Origin of the sequence: Vulgatibacter sp. (assembly GCF_041687135.1) — a bacterium.
In the GTDB taxonomy this organism is placed as follows: Bacteria; Myxococcota; Myxococcia; order Myxococcales; family Vulgatibacteraceae; genus JAWLCN01.
On record NZ_JAWLCN010000001.1, the window covers coordinates 843,352 to 858,379 of the forward strand.

Here is a 15,028-nt window from a genome sequence, read left to right on the forward strand (position 1 = left end):
GAGCCGATCCCCACCCGGGGATCGGCTCTCGCTTTTCCGGCTCGCGATTACCGCCGCTCGCTCGATCAGAACCTGCCGCGCAGCGCGTCCTCCACCTGCTTCTGCGCCTCGCGGCGGGCCTTCTCCTTGCCCCGCTCGACCTCCTTCTCCACCCGCCGCTCCACCTGGCCGGTGGGCAGCAGCGACCTCGCCACCGCCTCGCCGTCGAGGCCGGCCACCGCCGGATCCCGCAGGGTGCCGCCGAGCTGCAGCGGCACCGCCACCGGCGCCGAGGGCCGGAGCGAGCCGCCGGTGAGCTGCGCCACGAAGTCCGGCGAGAGCTGGGCGGTGCCGTCGAGGTCGAGGGCCCAGTCGAGGCCGATCCTGCCGTCGAGCTGCACCTTGCCGAAGCCCGTGTTCACGGTGATCGGCTGCTGCAGCACCATCCAGCCGTCGTCGACCTTCACCCGGGTGTGGAGATCGCGGAGGGTGGTGCCGACCACGTCGTCGACCGGGACCTGGCCCACGCGCTGCCCCAGATCCCGCAAGCCCTGCACGAGCGAGCTCGAGACCGCCTGCTCGAGGTCGATGGTGGCGAGCCTGCCGTCCTTCATCCCGAGCGCCGCAGCGCCGGTGAGCGCATCACGCAGCGCCTCCCAGTCGACGCCGGCGCCCACCAGGTTCACGTCGCTGTCGAGGGTGCCCGCCAGCGGCGCCGAGCCGGAGATCGCCTCCATCGCCTGCTGCAGCTGCACGCCGGCCATCTCGGCGTCGAGCTCCCAGGTCGGCACCACCGCCACGAGGTTGGCCGAGGTGCCGTCCGCCTTCACCGTGCCGCCGTAGAACTTCGCCTGCGCCTGCTCGAGCTTCAGCTCGCCACCCTGCAGCGTCGCCTCCGCCTGCACGTCGGTGGCGGTGAGCTTGCCGCTCACCAGCCGATCGATCTGCAGGGTGCCGCTCCCCTGCGCCTGCGCGAGGCCGCTGCGCACCGAGTCGGGCACGATCGGCCCCTGCTCGGGCGGCTGCTTCTCCGTCTCCGGCTTCTCGGGGAGCACGCCCATCAGCGTGTCGAGATCGAGGAGGGGGCCTGCCAGCGCGAACTCGAAGCGGGTCGGGCCGGTGCGCAGCGAGGCGGTGCCGCCGAGGTCGATCCCCGGCCCCTTCACCTCGATGTCGCGCAGGCCGAGCTGCAGCGCCTTCGTCTGCGGATCCACCGTGGCGGTGAAGCCGAAGCCGCCCTGCGCCGGCTCGCCGCGCAGCTGCAGCTCCCGCAGCTCGCCGGTGCCGGTGGCCACGTATTTCTCGCCCTCGGTGGCGACGTTGCCCTGCAGCTGCACGAGGCCGCCGGTGGTGACCTGGTCGAGGCCGGCGGGCAGCAGGTTCCGCAGCGCGCCCAGGGGCGCGTCGCGCACGCTCAAGGAACCGGTGACCACCGGCCAGGTGCCGGGACCGAGCGCGCCGAAGTCGGCGGGGAGCGGATCGACCTGGAGCTGCGCCCGCAGGTTGGGGGTCTCCGACTGCAGCGCCGCGCGCAGATCGAGCGCCATCGGCTCGCCGGGCCCCACGTTCTTCGCGGTCGCCTCGATCCCCTGCAGCTCCGCCACCGCGGTGCCGCCGGGGGCGCTGCGATCGATCACGCGCACGGTGCCGTCCTCGATCCGGATCCGGTCGATGACCACCTGCCGCCCGGCGCCCTGCTTCGGTTCCTCCAGCGCGCGCTGCTGCTCGAGGCGGTCGAGGATCTCCTGGAAGCCCCAGGTGCCGTCGGCGAGCTTCACCAGGTTGGTCTCCGCCCCCCGCAGCTCGATGCTCTCGAGGCGGATCTCCTTGCCGAGGGAGGTGATCAGGGTCCACACGTCGAGGCGGGCGCGGGCGCTCTCCGCTGCGACGAGGGGCTGCTCGCCCACGCCCTCGACCCGCAGCTCGTCGAGCCGCACCGTCGGGATCGGCAGGATGGAGACGTCGATCGGCCCCACCGTCACGTCCCTGCCGATCCGCTCGCTCACCTGTGGGAGCACCCGGTCGCGGACCCGGGACGCCACCGCCTCCGAGTCGACCAGCACCACCAGCGCCACCACGCCGACGACGAGGAGCGCCGCCACCGCTGCGAGGGCGATGAGCAGCGCCCGGAGCACGCCGCTGCCTTTGCGTGGAGCCTGCGTCGTCGTGTCGGCCATGGATCCTCCTTCCCCACAAGGTCGGAAGGGGAACGAGCCCGGGCAACCCTTCTGCGTGGCGGTGGGCCTGCCTCCTCGCCTGCCCTGCGGGAACACGAGGCGAAGAAAAAGCGGGCGGGCCATCGCCGGCCCGCCCGCTTCGCGCTCGCGCAGAAGGGCGCCTGCCTACGCCCGCAAATCGACCACGGTCACACCGTCGCCACCCTCGTGGCGATCGCCGCCGCGGAAGGTCGCCACGTAGGGCGAGGCTTCGAGCGCCTCGCGGATCGACTTCTTGAGCGCGCCGGTGCCGTGCCCGTGGACGATGAGGAGCTGGCCGGGCCCCTCGCTGTAGGCCCGGTCGAGGAAGAGCTCGATCTCGCGCACGGCGTCCTCGGCCCGGAGGCCACGCACGTCGCAGCGCGCCTCCGGCGCGGTGATCGCCGCAGCGGCCACCGCCTCGCCCGCCTGCACCGTGGGCTTCGCTCCCCCGCGGAAGCTCTTCCGGTTGCCGCCGGGCACGGCGACCTTCCCCGGCAGCGGGGTGAGCTCGTCCCGCTTCACGCGGGTCTTCAGGAGGCCCATCGCCACCAGCGCCTCGTCCTTGTAGAGCTCCACCACCTCCGCCTCGCGGCCGAGGGAGGCGACGTTCACGCGGGTGCCCGGGCGGATCTCCCGCGGCACCGGGCCGCCGCCCACCTCTCGCACCGCCTGGCCCCGGGCCTTCGCCTTCGCGCTCTCGCGCTGCAGCTCCTCGGCCCACTCCTGGAGCTTCTTCTGGCCGCGGACCGCGTCGCCGACGTTCTTCTGGGCGGTGAGCTTCGCGATCAGCTCGCCGACCTCCCGGCGTGCCTTCTCCACCTCCTCGCGCAGCTCCTCGCGGACCCGGGCCTCCGCCTCGCGGCGGGCGACCTCGGCCTCGACGCGGGCCGCTGCAGCAGCGGCCTTCGCCTGCTCGAGGTCGCTGCGCACCTGCGCCGCCGAGCGGCGCTCCAGCTCCGCTGCCCGGCGCTCCGCCTCGAGCTTCTCGAGGGCGGTGGAGAGGGCGCTGCCGCCGTGGAGGTTGTGCTTGGCCCGCTCGAGGACCTGGGCGGGCAGCCCCACCCGCGCCGCGATCTCCAGCGCGCTGGAGACACCTGCAGCGCCGAGCTCGAGGCGGAAGGTGGGCGCCAGGGTCTTCGGATCGAGACCCACGCGCGCGTTGGCGAAGCGCTCGTCGGCGAGCCCGATCGCCTTGAGCTCCTCGAGGTGGGTGGTGACGAGGACCTGCGCCAGTTTGCCCACCAGCTCGTGGAGCACCGCGCCTGCGAGCGCGGCGCCCTCGCGGGGATCGGTATCCGCCGCGATCTCGTCGACGAGGACGAGGCTCCCTTCCCGGGCGCTCTCGAGGATCCCGCGCAGGGTGGTGAGGTGCGCGGAGAAGGTGGAGAGATCCTTCGCCAGATCCTGGTCGTCGCCGATCGCCGAGTGGATCGACGAGTAGAGCGGCACCGTGCTCCCCGCCTCGGCGGGGACGGGCATGCCGGCGCGGACCAGCAGGGCGCAGAGCCCCACCGTGGTCAGGGTCACCGTCTTGCCGCCGGCGTTGGGGCCGGAGATGACGAGGGCCTTCTGCCCGGGGGAGAGGGAGACGTCGTTGGCGACGACGCGCTTGCCCTGGAGCACGAGCAGCGGGTGGCGGGCCGCCTTGAACGAGAAGGACGCGCGCCCCTCGCCGAGCAGGGGGCGGTTCGCCTCGAGATCGTAGGCGAGCTTCGCCTGCGCCTCGACCAGATCGAGTTGCCCGAGGATCTCGAGGGCCTGGAACAATTCGCCGGCGCGATCGCCCACGTCGGCGGAGAGCTCCTGCAGCACGCGGCGCTCCTCCTCCGCTGCCATCGACTCGGCGATGGAGAGCTCGTTGCCGAGGCCGACGATCTGCTGGGGTTCGATGAAGAGCGTCTGCCCCGAGTTGGAGGCGTTGTGGACGATGCCCGGCACCTTCGACTGGTACGAGGCGTTGATCGGCACCACGTAGCGGTCGTTGCGGATCGAGACGTATTCGTCGCGCATCCACTCCTTGAACTCGCGCTCGCCCATGATCTCTTCGAGGCGGCCCTTGATCTGGTGGTGGAGCGAACGCGCCTTGTCACGCAGCGAGGCGAGCATCCCCGACGCGCTGTCCTTGAGGCGGCCCGACTGCTCGAAGGCGGTCTCGATCCGCGAGGCGAGCGGCGTCGCCTCGGGGAGCTCGTGTCCCATCGCCGCCAGGAGCGGCGCCTCGGCGCGGTGCGCGTGGAGGAAGGAGCGGACCCGCGCCGCGGCGCGGATGAGCCGCGCCACCGCCACCAGCTGCGTCGCCTCGAGGATCGCGCTCTTCTGCGCGTACGAGAGGGCGTCGCGGACGTCCGCTGCGCCGGAGACCGGAAGGGAGAGCTCCTTGCGCAGGAGCTCCCGCGCCTCGTCGATGCGCGAGAGCGAGAGCTCGATCTCGTCCTTGCGATCGAGGAAGGGCAGGGTGAGGGCCCGCTCGTGTCCCCGCACGGTGGAGGTGCGGGCGGCGAGGGCCTCGGTGATCTGCGACCAGCCGAGGTCGCGCAAGGTGCTGGCAGGAACGATCGCGTGGGCCATGGACTCGGTAAGCCTCCGTGGGTTCGGCCTCTGTACAGAACAGCCGGTGCCTTGTCCAAGAGTCCCGAGCAATGCTACCCAACGAGACGTGAACCTTCGTCGCACCGTCGTCTCGATCCTCGCCGCAACGCTCCTCCCCTCCACCGCGCTCGCGCAGGCTCCGGGCCGCGACGCCTTCGCCCGGGGCCAGGCCTCCCTCGAGGCTGGCGACGCCGCCGCTGCCCGGGCTGCCTTCGAGGAGGCAGCGGCAGCCTCCCGCGGCTGGCTCCTGCCCCGGCTCGAGCTGGCGGAGCTCGCCGTGCAGCGGCGGGAGCGGCTCGCGGAGGAGCGGGCCGCGCTCCTCGAAGCGGCTGGCGCCGATTCGGACGTGCCCCGGGTCCACCGCCTCCTCGCCGAGCTCGCCGAGCTGCAGGGGGACGATGCCGCCGCCGCCGAATCCTGGGGCGCGGCGATCGAGCGCATGCCCTACGACCACGATCTGAAGCAGCGGCGCGCCGCCGTGCTCTTCCGGCTCGGGCGCTTCGGCGAAGCCGCGACGGATTGGGAGCGGGTGGTGCGGGCGCGCCCCGACGAGCCGCACCTGCGGGCCCAGCTCGCCGACGCCCTCGAGCAGGTGGGGCGCCACGAGGACGCGCGCACCCACCTCGACGCTGCGATCCGCCTCCTGCCCGGCAGGGAGGCGCCGGTGCGCAGGCTCGCCCGCTTCCTCGAGCGGCGGGGCGAGAAGCGGGAGGCCGCGGCGCTCCACGCGCAGGCCGACAGGCTCCGCGCCCGCCCGCAGCAGCAGCAGCGCAACCTGCGGCCGCTCCTGCCCTCGAAGCGTTAACGCGGCAGCACGAGGTAGAACATCGCGCCGACGTTGCCGCGGGGCACGCAGCCGACCCTGCCGCCGTGGGCGCGGACCACCTCCTGCGCCAGCGCCACCGAGATGCCCGCGGTGAGCTTGCGGGTGGTGATCGTCTGGTGGTCCCGGTCGAAGGCCAGCGCCGCCTCCTGCACGCTGGGCCTGTCGCCGTCGTCCTCCACCGCGATGAAGATCTCGGAGCTCCGGGCCTCCGCGATCAGGCGGACCTCGGCGTCGGTGGGCGTGCGCCGCACCGCTGCCTCGAGGAGCGCCCGCACCGCGCGCCGCATCTTGTCCTCGTCCACCGAGAGGATCGGCAGGCCGTCCTGCGCCGACCAGGCGAGCCGCACGCCCTTGTCCGTGGCGGCGGTGCGCACCTCCTCGAAGGCGAGGCGGAGCACCTCCTCGAGCGGCACGTTGGTCCGCTCCAGGGTGAGCTGCTTCTCGTCGGCGCGGCGGAGGTCGATGATGTCGTCCACCAGCCGCAGGCCGCGGTCGGCGTTCTTGGCGATCACCTGCGCCGCCCGCTTGATCCGCGGATCGAGGGGCGGTCCCTTGCCGCCCAGGATCATCCCGGCGTAGGAGCGGATGTTCGCCAGCGGCGAGCGCATGTCGTGGCTGGCGATCCCGAGGATCTCCTGCCGCCTGCGCACCCCTTCGCCGTCCTCCTCGTGGGCGACGAGCCAGAGGTGCAGCCCCTCGGGGATCTCCCGCCGCTCCAGGCGCAGGGCGCCGTCCTCCATGATTGCGATCCGCGCGCCGCCCGCCTCCGCCTGTTCCCGCAGGTCGGCGAGGCTCTTCGGCTCCGCCGCCCTGGCGGCGATGCGCGCGAGCAGATCGTCCTCGTTGCGGGCGAGGGCCGCGTCGCCGAGCAGGGCCTGCGCCGCCGGCGTCACGCCGAGCAGCTCGCCGGCCTGGTCGGAGAGCACGGCAGCGATGCCAGCGGCTTCGAGCGCCGCCCGCACCAGCTCCCGGGTCTCGTCCTCGCCCCGTTCTTCCCGTTCGCGTTCGGCCAAACCGCCCTCCGTCGGCTTTGCGCACCCCTTACCCCAAGGGTGATTCCCGGCGGGCCGGGAGAGAACCCCCGGCTGGGCCCGGCCCGGCGGGCAGGGCAGGACTTGCCCGTTTGCTGGTGATCCGGGCGGGCTTCCGGTGACAATGGGGCCCACACCCCCACGAACCGGAGGAAACGCCCATGCGCAGGACCCTCGTATGTGCCCTCGTCGTTGCCGTCGCCCTGGCAGCGTCAGGATGTGGCAGCGCCAATACCTGTGAGGGAACCTGCGGCGGTGGCGGAGGGCAGGGGGGCGAGCCGGGCATCGTTGCCGGGGGCGCTGCGATCCCCGACCCCTCGGGCGCCGCGGACTACGTCCTCTTCTTCGGCGACGTGGCCACCGGCGAGCGCGCCGTCGCCACCTTTCCGCTGGAGAACGTCGGAGCGACCAACCGCCTGATCCACGTCGGCGAGATCGCCTCGCCCTTCGGCCTCTCCGGCGGGCCGACGATGCTCCCGTCCGGCGGAACCGGCGCCCTCGAGTTCACCTACGCGCCCGGCATCGCCGCCCGGCACGAGGCGACGGTGGCGATCGACGACGGCGATCGGAGCTTCTCGGTGCGCCTGACCGGGCGCTCGGAGCCGGGGGCCCTAGACTGTCCCGAGCGGATCAGCTTCGATGCGGACGTCGGTGTCGAGGCGACGACGACCGTCACCTGCACCAACGTGCGCGCGGTGCCCTTCGGCCTGCGGGCCGCGGTCGACGCGCCCTTCGCCGTGACGCCCGAGCAGGCGGCGGTGGAGCCGACGAAGACGGTCGATCTGGAGCTGGCCTGGACGCCGGACGCCGCAGGGAGCAGCACCGGCACGCTGCGCCTCGAGGACACCACCGGCAGGGAGCTGGCTGTGGTGGAGATCGCCGGCACGGCCTACGCGGGCCCGCGCTTCTCCTGCGACGCCGGCCCCTTCGACTTCGGCTTCCAGGCCATCGGGATGCAGCCCGAGCGCCTCACCATCCATTGCACCAACACGGGCGATCGCGCGGCGGCTTCGATCGCCACCACCTCCGACGATCCGGCGTTCGTCGCCACCGGCCCTGCGGGCGCCGTGGACGCCGGCGCCTCCTTCCCGGTCGAGGTGGCCTTCGCTCCGTCGGCGGAGGGGAGCCGCAGCGGCACGGTGGCGATCGAGTCGACGCCGCCCGGGGGGAGCGCGGAGGTGCCGGTGGTGGGATTCGGCAGGCAGCTGGCCCCCTGCGCGATGGCACTTTCGCCGACCGCGCTCCGCTTTCCGCGCGTGGCGCCGGGCCAGATCGTCGCCCTCGACCTCGAGCTGATCAACGACGCCCCCCACGCCTGCGCCGTCCGCGGCCTCCAGCTGGTGGACGGGAGCGGCGCCTTCTCGATGCCGGAGGACGTGCCCGCCAACTTCGACCTCGACGCGGGCAGGCGGGTGCGCTTCCCCGTCACCTTCTCGCCGACGGCAGAGGGTGAGTTCGCCGCCGCGGTGGAGATGCGGGTCTCCGATCCCGCGCAGGAGCAGCGCTCCCTGCCCATCGCCGCGGTCGCCGGCGATACCTGCCTGCAGTTCGAGCCGGCGGTCGTCGACTTCGGGATGGTGCGGCAGGGCTGCAGCGCCAGCCGGTCGGTCGCGATCCAGAACACCTGCACCTGGCCGGTGCGGATCCTCGGCGTGGATCCACTCCACGCGTCGGAACCGCAGAGCCCGGGCGCCGGCTTCTCGTTCGATCCCGCCGTGGTCCTCCCCGCCACCCTGGCAGCTGCAGGGACCCGAAACTTCGAGCTGGGCTACGCCAACCGGATCCACGGCGCGGAGAACGGCGGCCTCGTCCTCGACGTGGGGCAGGAGGGGGAGCTCTTCCTGCCGATGCGCGGCGCCGGCGACCCCGACTTCGAGCGCACCGACAACTTCACCGCGGGCGCGCGCAAGCTCGACGTGCTCTTCGTCGTCGACAACACCGCCGACGCCGCCACCGTGCAGCAGGCCCTCGTCTCCCACGTGCAGGCCTTCCTCTCCCGTGCGCAGGCCGACGGCGTCGACTGGCAGCTCGGCATCACCACCGCCGGCTTCGGCACCGGCGGGCCGGGCTGCAGCGGCACCGTGAACGGCGCGGAAGGGGGCCGACTCTTCCCGGTAAACCGCAGCTCGGATCGGATCCTCACCCCGCGGGTGACCGGCTACGACGCCCTCTTCGATTCCTACCTGCAGGCCGGCACCTGCCAGAGCACCGCGAGGGCCTTCGACGCTGCGGTGCGGGCGCTCTCGCCCGGCGTGATCGACGTGCTGGACGTGGTCGCCACCCCCGAGCCCCTCGACGGCAACCTGGGCTTCCTCCGGGCCGACGCCCACCTCGCGGTGATCTTCGTGATGGCGGCGGACGACGAGAGCGGCACCGGGATCGCCGCCACCTACAACTTCCTCGCCGGCGTGAAGGGCGTGGACCACCCCGAGCTCCTCTCGGTCCACGTGCTCGCGCCCGGCACCTCGTGTGGCGGGTTCGATCCTGCAGGCACCCGCCTCGAGGGGCTGGTGGCGGTGACCGACGGCGCCGTGGTCGACGCCTGCGCCGCCGACGTGCCCATGGCGCAGCAACTCGGCGCCGCTGCCGCCTCCTGGCCCACGGCCTTCCTCCTCGAGGCGCTCCCCGAGGACAAGAATGCCGACGGCGTGATCGACGACCGCGGCACCTCGCCCGATCTGGTCGTGCTCGTGGACGGGGAGCCGGTGCCGAGCCGGAACCTCGCCGGCGACGTGGTCTGGGATTTCAACTCGGCCCTGGGCAGCGTGCGCTTCCGCGTGCCGCTCGCAGCGGGCCAGCAGGTCGAGGTCCGCTACGCCGAGGATTGCCGCTGATGCCTGCAACGATCTCCACCGGAGCCATGCGCATCTACCGCACCGACTTCGTCCCCACGCGTCTGGCGGCCCTTCTCCTCCTCGGCCTGCTCACCGCCTGCTCCGACCCTGCGGCCGAGGAGCCGGCGGCAGGCTGCGCCGCCCACACCGCGTGCGACTCGGGGCTCTGCGACACCGGCACCGGGCGCTGCCTGCCTGCCTCGACCGCCCTGGTGCCGATCGCGACCCCGGGCGAGGAGACCGATCTCCTCCTCGATTTCGGGGCGGTGCGGGTCGGTGCGGAGGCCAGGCTGCAGCTGGCCTTCCGGAACGACGCGCCGGTGGCCCTGGAGGCGACGCTCGCCGGGCTGGAGGGCCCCTTCTCCGCAGCCGTGACCTCGATCGTGGTGGAGCCCGGGCAGGAGGGCGTGCTCGAGCTCACCTACGAACCCGCTGCAGCCGGGCGGGACGAGACGATCGTCACCGTCGCCTCACACCGCACCAACTGGGCGCTGGAGTTGAAGGGCAGGGGGGCGGCCCCGTCCCTCGACTGCCCCGAAGCCCTCGACTTCGGCTTCGCCATCGGCCCCGACACCCGCAGCCGGACGCTCCGCTGCGCCAACGACAGCGGCCTTCCCCTGGTGCTGGAGGCCGCGGTGACGGGCGGCGGCTTCGCCCTCACGGGCGCCGAGACCCGCGAGGTCGAGGCGAACGAGCTCTTCGATCTCGAGATGACCTTCACGCCGGTGGCCTTCGGACCGCAGGCGGGCGAAATCGTCCTCCGCGAGGCGGGCGGGGCGGTCCTCCGGGCGATTCCGCTCACCGCCAACACGCGGGAGTCGGCGCTGCTCGTGGTGGACGAGGGCTGCGTGGCGTTCACGAGGACGCCGCTCGGCGCCTCGACCGAGGCAGGGATCCGGCTGCGCAACCTCGCCACCGAACCGCTCACCGTCCGTGCCGAGGTCCAGGGGAGCCCGGTCTTCTCCGTGCCCGAGGAGATCACCCTCGGTGTCGGGGGGACGCCGGAGAGCGAGGCGGTCCTGCCCATCCACTTCGCTCCCACCACCAGGCAGGACCACGAGGCCGTGCTGGTGCTGGACGCCGACGGCGTCGAGCAGCAGCTCTGTCTCAACGGCCCCGCCGGCGGGCCCCGGATCGTCTGCACGCCCTCGCCGCTCGAGCTCGGGATCCACGCCCTCGGCCTCCCGGGCAGCAGCGAGCTCACCTGCACCAACGCCGCCGCCGCCGGGGCGTCCGAGGACGTGCTCTACGTCGAGTCGGTCACCACCAGCGGTCCCACCCTCGCCGCGACGATCGTCGGCGGCGCCAGCCCCACGGGTTATGCAGGCAGCGAATCCTTCACGCTGCACGTGACCTCATCGCCCCTCGAGCCCGGCGCGTTCACTGGCCACGTCACCGTGGCCAGCAACGACGCGATCGCGCCCCGGCTCGAGATCCCCGTCGCCGGCGACGCGATCGCCACGCCCGGGTGCACGCTGCGGACCGAGCCCTCCTCGGTGATCGATTTCGGCAGCGCCCGCGTCGGCACGCCGGTCGAGGCCGACGTGCTCCTCGAGAACACGGGCACCGACCCTTGCGTCCTGGTGCAGCAACCCTTCGACGACCTCGGCATCTACACGCTCGAGCTGCCGCGGATGATCGACCCCGGCAAGTCGGCCCTCGCCCGTGCCACCTTCGCGCCGCAGCTCCTCGGCGGCAGGGAGGCGCAATTCGCCTTCCGCGTCTCCGATCCCGCGAGGAGCAGCCGCACCCTCTGGCTCTACGGCGTCGCCGAGACGAGCTGCGTCGAGTGGTCGGTGCAGCCCTTCGACATGGGCGCTGCCCGCCTCGGCTGCAGCTCGGAGGTGGAGACGATCCGCGCCACCAACGGCTGCCTCCACGCCGTGCCGGTGGAGGCGATCGAGATCGCCGGCGCCCCCGCGCTCTTCACCGCGACGGCTGGCGCGACCCTGCCGATGCAGCTGGCGCCAGGGGCCTCGCTCGAGGTGCAGCTGCAGCACCACGCACCCCTCGGCCTCGACGGCACCGCTGGTGCGGGGATCTGGCTCCGCAACGGACAGGCGGCGGTCTCGCGCACGCTCCAGGTGCAGAGCACGGCGAACGATGGCGCGGTCGCCGAGCATTTCACCTTCGCGGGCAGGGAACTCGACATCCTCTGGGTGATCGACACCGGGGTGGGCATGGCGGGCGTCCAGGATGCGATCGCCGACCAGCTCGCCCACTTCCTCGCGCCGAACCTCGGCGCGATCGACTGGCGCATGGCCGTCACCCGTGCCGACGGGTCGGGCCAGCTCCACCGCGGGAGCGGCGCCGCTCCCACGTGGCTCGACGACTCGATGAGCGATTTCGCCACCCGCTTCTCCGAGTACGTGCACCAGGGGAGCGCCGGCGCCAGGGCCCTCGGCCTCGAATCGCTCTACCGCGCGCTGCCCCATCTCGCGCCACGGCCCGGCGCGCAGCTCGCGGTGGTCTTCGTGAGCGACGTGGAGGACCAGTCGCCCGAAACCTCCAACTTCTATGCGAACGCGGCAGCATTCGCGGGCTACGAGCGGGTCACCTTCCACGCCATCACCGGTGGCGCCACCGGCTGCGGAAGCGCGGAGCCCGAGAACCACTACAGCGCGATGCTCGGCGGCGAGGGCGGCTGGATGTCGATCTGCTCCACCAGCTGGCAGACCGACTTCGCCGGCCTCGGGGCGGTGGCCTTCGAGCTCCCCGCCTTCCTCCACCTCCGCGATCCGCCGAGCGACGTCGACGCCGACGGGATCGTCGATCTGGAGCTCCTGCACCAGGGGACGGTTCTCGAGCCCACCGACGGCATGGGCACGGTCCAGTGGACGCTCCCCGACCCGCGCCGGATCCGGATCGAGCCGGTGGCAGCGCCTTCGCCCGGCGACCTCCTCGAGGTCCGCTACCAGCTGGAGTGCTTCTGACGGCGCCGGGGACCGCTCTTGCTCTCCGGGGGCGGATCCCTTGACCACCTCGGGGGTGGATGCTTTCCTTCCCGGTCTACCGGTTGATTGACGAATCAAGGAGCGCATCCATGGCCGATCCGACGGTGAAGGAGATCCTCGAGCAGCAGATCCCGCAGCGGCTCGAGACCAACAACAACCTCGCCTCCGACATCGACGCGGTGGTGCACTTCAACATCACCGGCGACGGGGGCGGCACCTGGACCCTCGACACCACCGGCGGCAACCGGAAGGTGGAGCACGGCGCCCACGGCGAGCCGAAGATGGTGATCACCTGCTCCGACCAGGACTTCGTCAAGATCGCCACCAAGCAGCTCAACGCCAACATGGCGGCGATGAGCGGCAAGCTGAAGTTCAAGCCGATGGACATGGGCCTGGCGATGAAGCTGGGCAAGCTGCTCGGCTGACGCTTCCGGGACTTCCCGCGACGGCCCGCCTGCGCATGACGCCGGGCGGGCCGTTTTCGTGCGCACGGAGGCGACGCGATGACGCTGCCCCTCGAAGGCCTGCGGATCCTCGACCTGTCGCGGCTCCTTCCCGGCCCCTATTGCACGCTGCTGCTCGCCGACCTCGGCGCGGCGGTGGTGAAGATCGAGGACCCGCAGGGCGGCGACTACGTGCGGCAGATGCCGCCGCAGCTCGGCGAGGAGGGGAGCGCGCTCTTCCACGCCCTCAACCGCAACAAGAAGAGCGTCGCCCTCGATCTCCGCACGCCAGCAGGGCGCGAGGCGCTCCTCGATCTCGCAGCAGGGGCCGACGTGCTGGTGGAGAGCTTCCGCCCCGGCGTCCTCGACCGCCTCGGCCTCTCGTTCGACACCCTCGTCGAGCGCAACTCCCGGCTCATCCTCTGCTCCATCTCCGGCTTCGGGCAGAGCGGCCCCGACCGCGACCGGGCGGGCCACGACATCGGTTACGCCGCACGCGCGGGGATCCTCGGCTTCGCCGGCGAGCCCCACGGCAGGAGCGAGAGCTGGCCCGGCGTGCAGATCGCCGACGTGGCGGGCGGCTCCCTCTCCGCTGCGGTGGCGATCCTCGCGGCGCTGCGGGAGCGGGATCGCACCGGGCGCGGCCGCCACCTCGACGTGGCGATGACCGACGGCGCCCTCGCGCTCCTCCACCTCCACCTCGCCACCACCTGGGGCGGCGGCGGTCCGCTGCAGCGGGGCACCGGTCCCCTGAACGGCGGCTACCCCTGCTACGGCCTCTACCGCACCAAAGACGATCGGCAGATGGCCCTGGGCGCCCTCGAGCCGAAGTTCTGGCTCGCCTTCTGCGCGGCGGTGGAGCGCGAGGACCTCGGCGTGCGCGGCTACGACCGCGAGGCCCGTGGCGCGGTGGAGGCGCTCTTCGCCTCCCGCCCCTTCGAAGAGTGGCTCGCGCTCGCCCGCGCCACCGACTGCTGCCTCGAGCCGGTGTGGGAGGGGGACGAGGTCGAGGCCGATCCCCACCACCGGGCCCGGGGGCTCTTCTTCGACCTGCCCGATCCGCGCCTGCCCGGTGGCTCGTTGCGTTCGCTGCGCACGCCGGTGCGGATCGGCGAGCCGCCGCTCCAGCCCGCCCCGTTCCTCGGCGCCGACACCCGCGCCGAGCTCGAGGCAGCCGGCGTCTCAGCCGCTACCGTCGACGCGGTGCTGGCGCTGCTGCGGTAGGCGCAGCTCCGGGAGCACGATCCCCACCAGCAGCACGGCGATCCCCACCCACTGCAGCGGGCCCACCCGCTCCCCGAGGATCGCGGTGGAGAGCAGCACCGCGATGGGCAGCTCCGCGGCGCCGAGGATCGAGGCGAGCCCCGGGCCGATCCGCGGCACGCCGAGGTTGAAGCAGACGGTGGGGAGCACCGGGCCGAAGAGGGCGAGGAGCAGGCCGTGCTTCCAGAGGCCTGCGGGCAGCGAGCCGTCGACGAGGAAGCGGGGCGGGAAGACGACGAAGGCGAGGAGCACCGAGCCGCCCACCATCACCAGGCTGCGCAGCCAGGGCTGCACCTGGGCCTCCACCCTGCCGCTGCCGTAGATGAACGCCGTGTAGGAGACGGCGGAGGCGAGGCCGAGGAAGATCCCCCGCAGGCTCGCCGTCCCGCCCGTCTCCTCGAGCAGGCCGCTCGCCAGGGCGGTCCCCGCGAGGAGGAGGCCCACCGCGGCGATGCGCAGCGGGGCAGGGGGCTTCCGGTCCACCACCGCCTCGAGGAGCACGCCCATCCACGTGAACTGGAAGAGGAGCACCACCGCGAGGGAGGCGCTCACGTATAGCAGCGCGGAGTAGTAGAGCACCCCGGTGAGCCCGATGGGCACGCCCACGGCGAGGAGGGGCAGCCACTGCCCGGGCCTCGCGCCACCGCGCCCCCTGGCGAAGATCGCGGCGAGGAGCGCCACGATCCCGAAGCCGAAGAGCATCTGCGAGCCGACCACCTGCTCGACGCCGAAGCCCTCGTCGTAGGCGCGCTTGACGATGGTGGAGAGGACGCCGTAGCTGCAGGCGCCGAGCGTCACCAGAAGTACGTACCGAACCAACCGCAGACTCCGACCCGCCCCGCGACCGAGGCCTATACCACGCGCCGCCCCGGCGCGAGCTCCGCCGGCTCTTCGTGCGGGCGCCCCCGCCC

9 protein-coding genes are annotated in these 15,028 nt (G+C 72.8%); 5 read left to right on the top strand and 4 right to left on the bottom strand.

The window, feature by feature from the left end; all coding sequences use genetic code 11:
* Window positions 1–65: 65 nt before the first annotated feature.
* Together ACESMR_RS03825 and ACESMR_RS03830 are read right to left on the bottom strand one after the other, a co-directional pair.
* Entirely contained in the window at window positions 66–2,156 is a 2,091-nt protein-coding gene (locus tag ACESMR_RS03825; protein WP_373045170.1) for an AsmA family protein, read from the bottom strand.
* Window positions 2,157–2,321: 165 nt separating this feature from the next.
* Entirely contained in the window at window positions 2,322–4,745 is a 2,424-nt protein-coding gene (locus ACESMR_RS03830; protein ID WP_373045171.1) for an endonuclease MutS2, read from the bottom strand.
* An 88-nt stretch (window positions 4,746–4,833) separates the two neighbouring features.
* On the opposite strand from ACESMR_RS03830, the gene ACESMR_RS03835 reads away from it, so the two are divergent.
* On the top strand, window positions 4,834–5,571 hold the full coding sequence (locus ACESMR_RS03835; RefSeq protein ID WP_373045173.1) for a tetratricopeptide repeat protein: 738 nt from the start codon (window positions 4,834–4,836) through the stop codon (window positions 5,569–5,571).
* On the opposite strand, the gene ACESMR_RS03840 is transcribed toward ACESMR_RS03835, so the two are convergent.
* Window positions 5,568–6,605: a sensor histidine kinase gene (locus tag ACESMR_RS03840; protein WP_373045174.1), complete on the bottom strand. Its 1,038-nt coding sequence runs from the start codon at window positions 6,603–6,605 to the stop codon at window positions 5,568–5,570. The genes ACESMR_RS03835 and ACESMR_RS03840 overlap by 4 nt on opposite strands.
* 179 nt (window positions 6,606–6,784) lie before the next feature.
* Between ACESMR_RS03840 and ACESMR_RS03845 the strand changes: the two genes are divergently transcribed.
* The 4 genes from ACESMR_RS03845 (at window position 6,785) to ACESMR_RS03860 (ending at window position 14,078) form a co-directional block, all read left to right on the top strand.
* Complete coding sequence (locus ACESMR_RS03845) at window positions 6,785–9,457, top strand: choice-of-anchor D domain-containing protein (protein WP_373045176.1); 2,673 nt, start codon at window positions 6,785–6,787, stop codon at window positions 9,455–9,457.
* Window positions 9,457–12,390, top strand: coding sequence for a choice-of-anchor D domain-containing protein (locus ACESMR_RS03850; protein WP_373045178.1), 2,934 nt, complete (start codon window positions 9,457–9,459; stop codon window positions 12,388–12,390). The genes ACESMR_RS03845 and ACESMR_RS03850 overlap by 1 nt, the downstream gene beginning before the upstream one ends.
* A gap of 110 nt (window positions 12,391–12,500) precedes the next feature.
* Window positions 12,501–12,836: an SCP2 sterol-binding domain-containing protein gene (locus tag ACESMR_RS03855; RefSeq protein WP_373045180.1), complete on the top strand. Its 336-nt coding sequence runs from the start codon at window positions 12,501–12,503 to the stop codon at window positions 12,834–12,836.
* Between the two features lie 78 nt (window positions 12,837–12,914).
* The gene (locus tag ACESMR_RS03860; protein WP_373045181.1) at window positions 12,915–14,078 is read left to right on the top strand and encodes a CaiB/BaiF CoA transferase family protein; all 1,164 of its coding nucleotides are present in this window, start codon (window positions 12,915–12,917) and stop codon (window positions 14,076–14,078) included.
* Here the strand turns inward: ACESMR_RS03860 and ACESMR_RS03865 are convergent.
* The gene (locus tag ACESMR_RS03865; protein WP_373045182.1) at window positions 14,037–14,936 is read right to left on the bottom strand and encodes an EamA family transporter; all 900 of its coding nucleotides are present in this window, start codon (window positions 14,934–14,936) and stop codon (window positions 14,037–14,039) included. The genes ACESMR_RS03860 and ACESMR_RS03865 overlap by 42 nt on opposite strands.
* Between the last annotated feature and the right edge of the window lie 92 nt (window positions 14,937–15,028).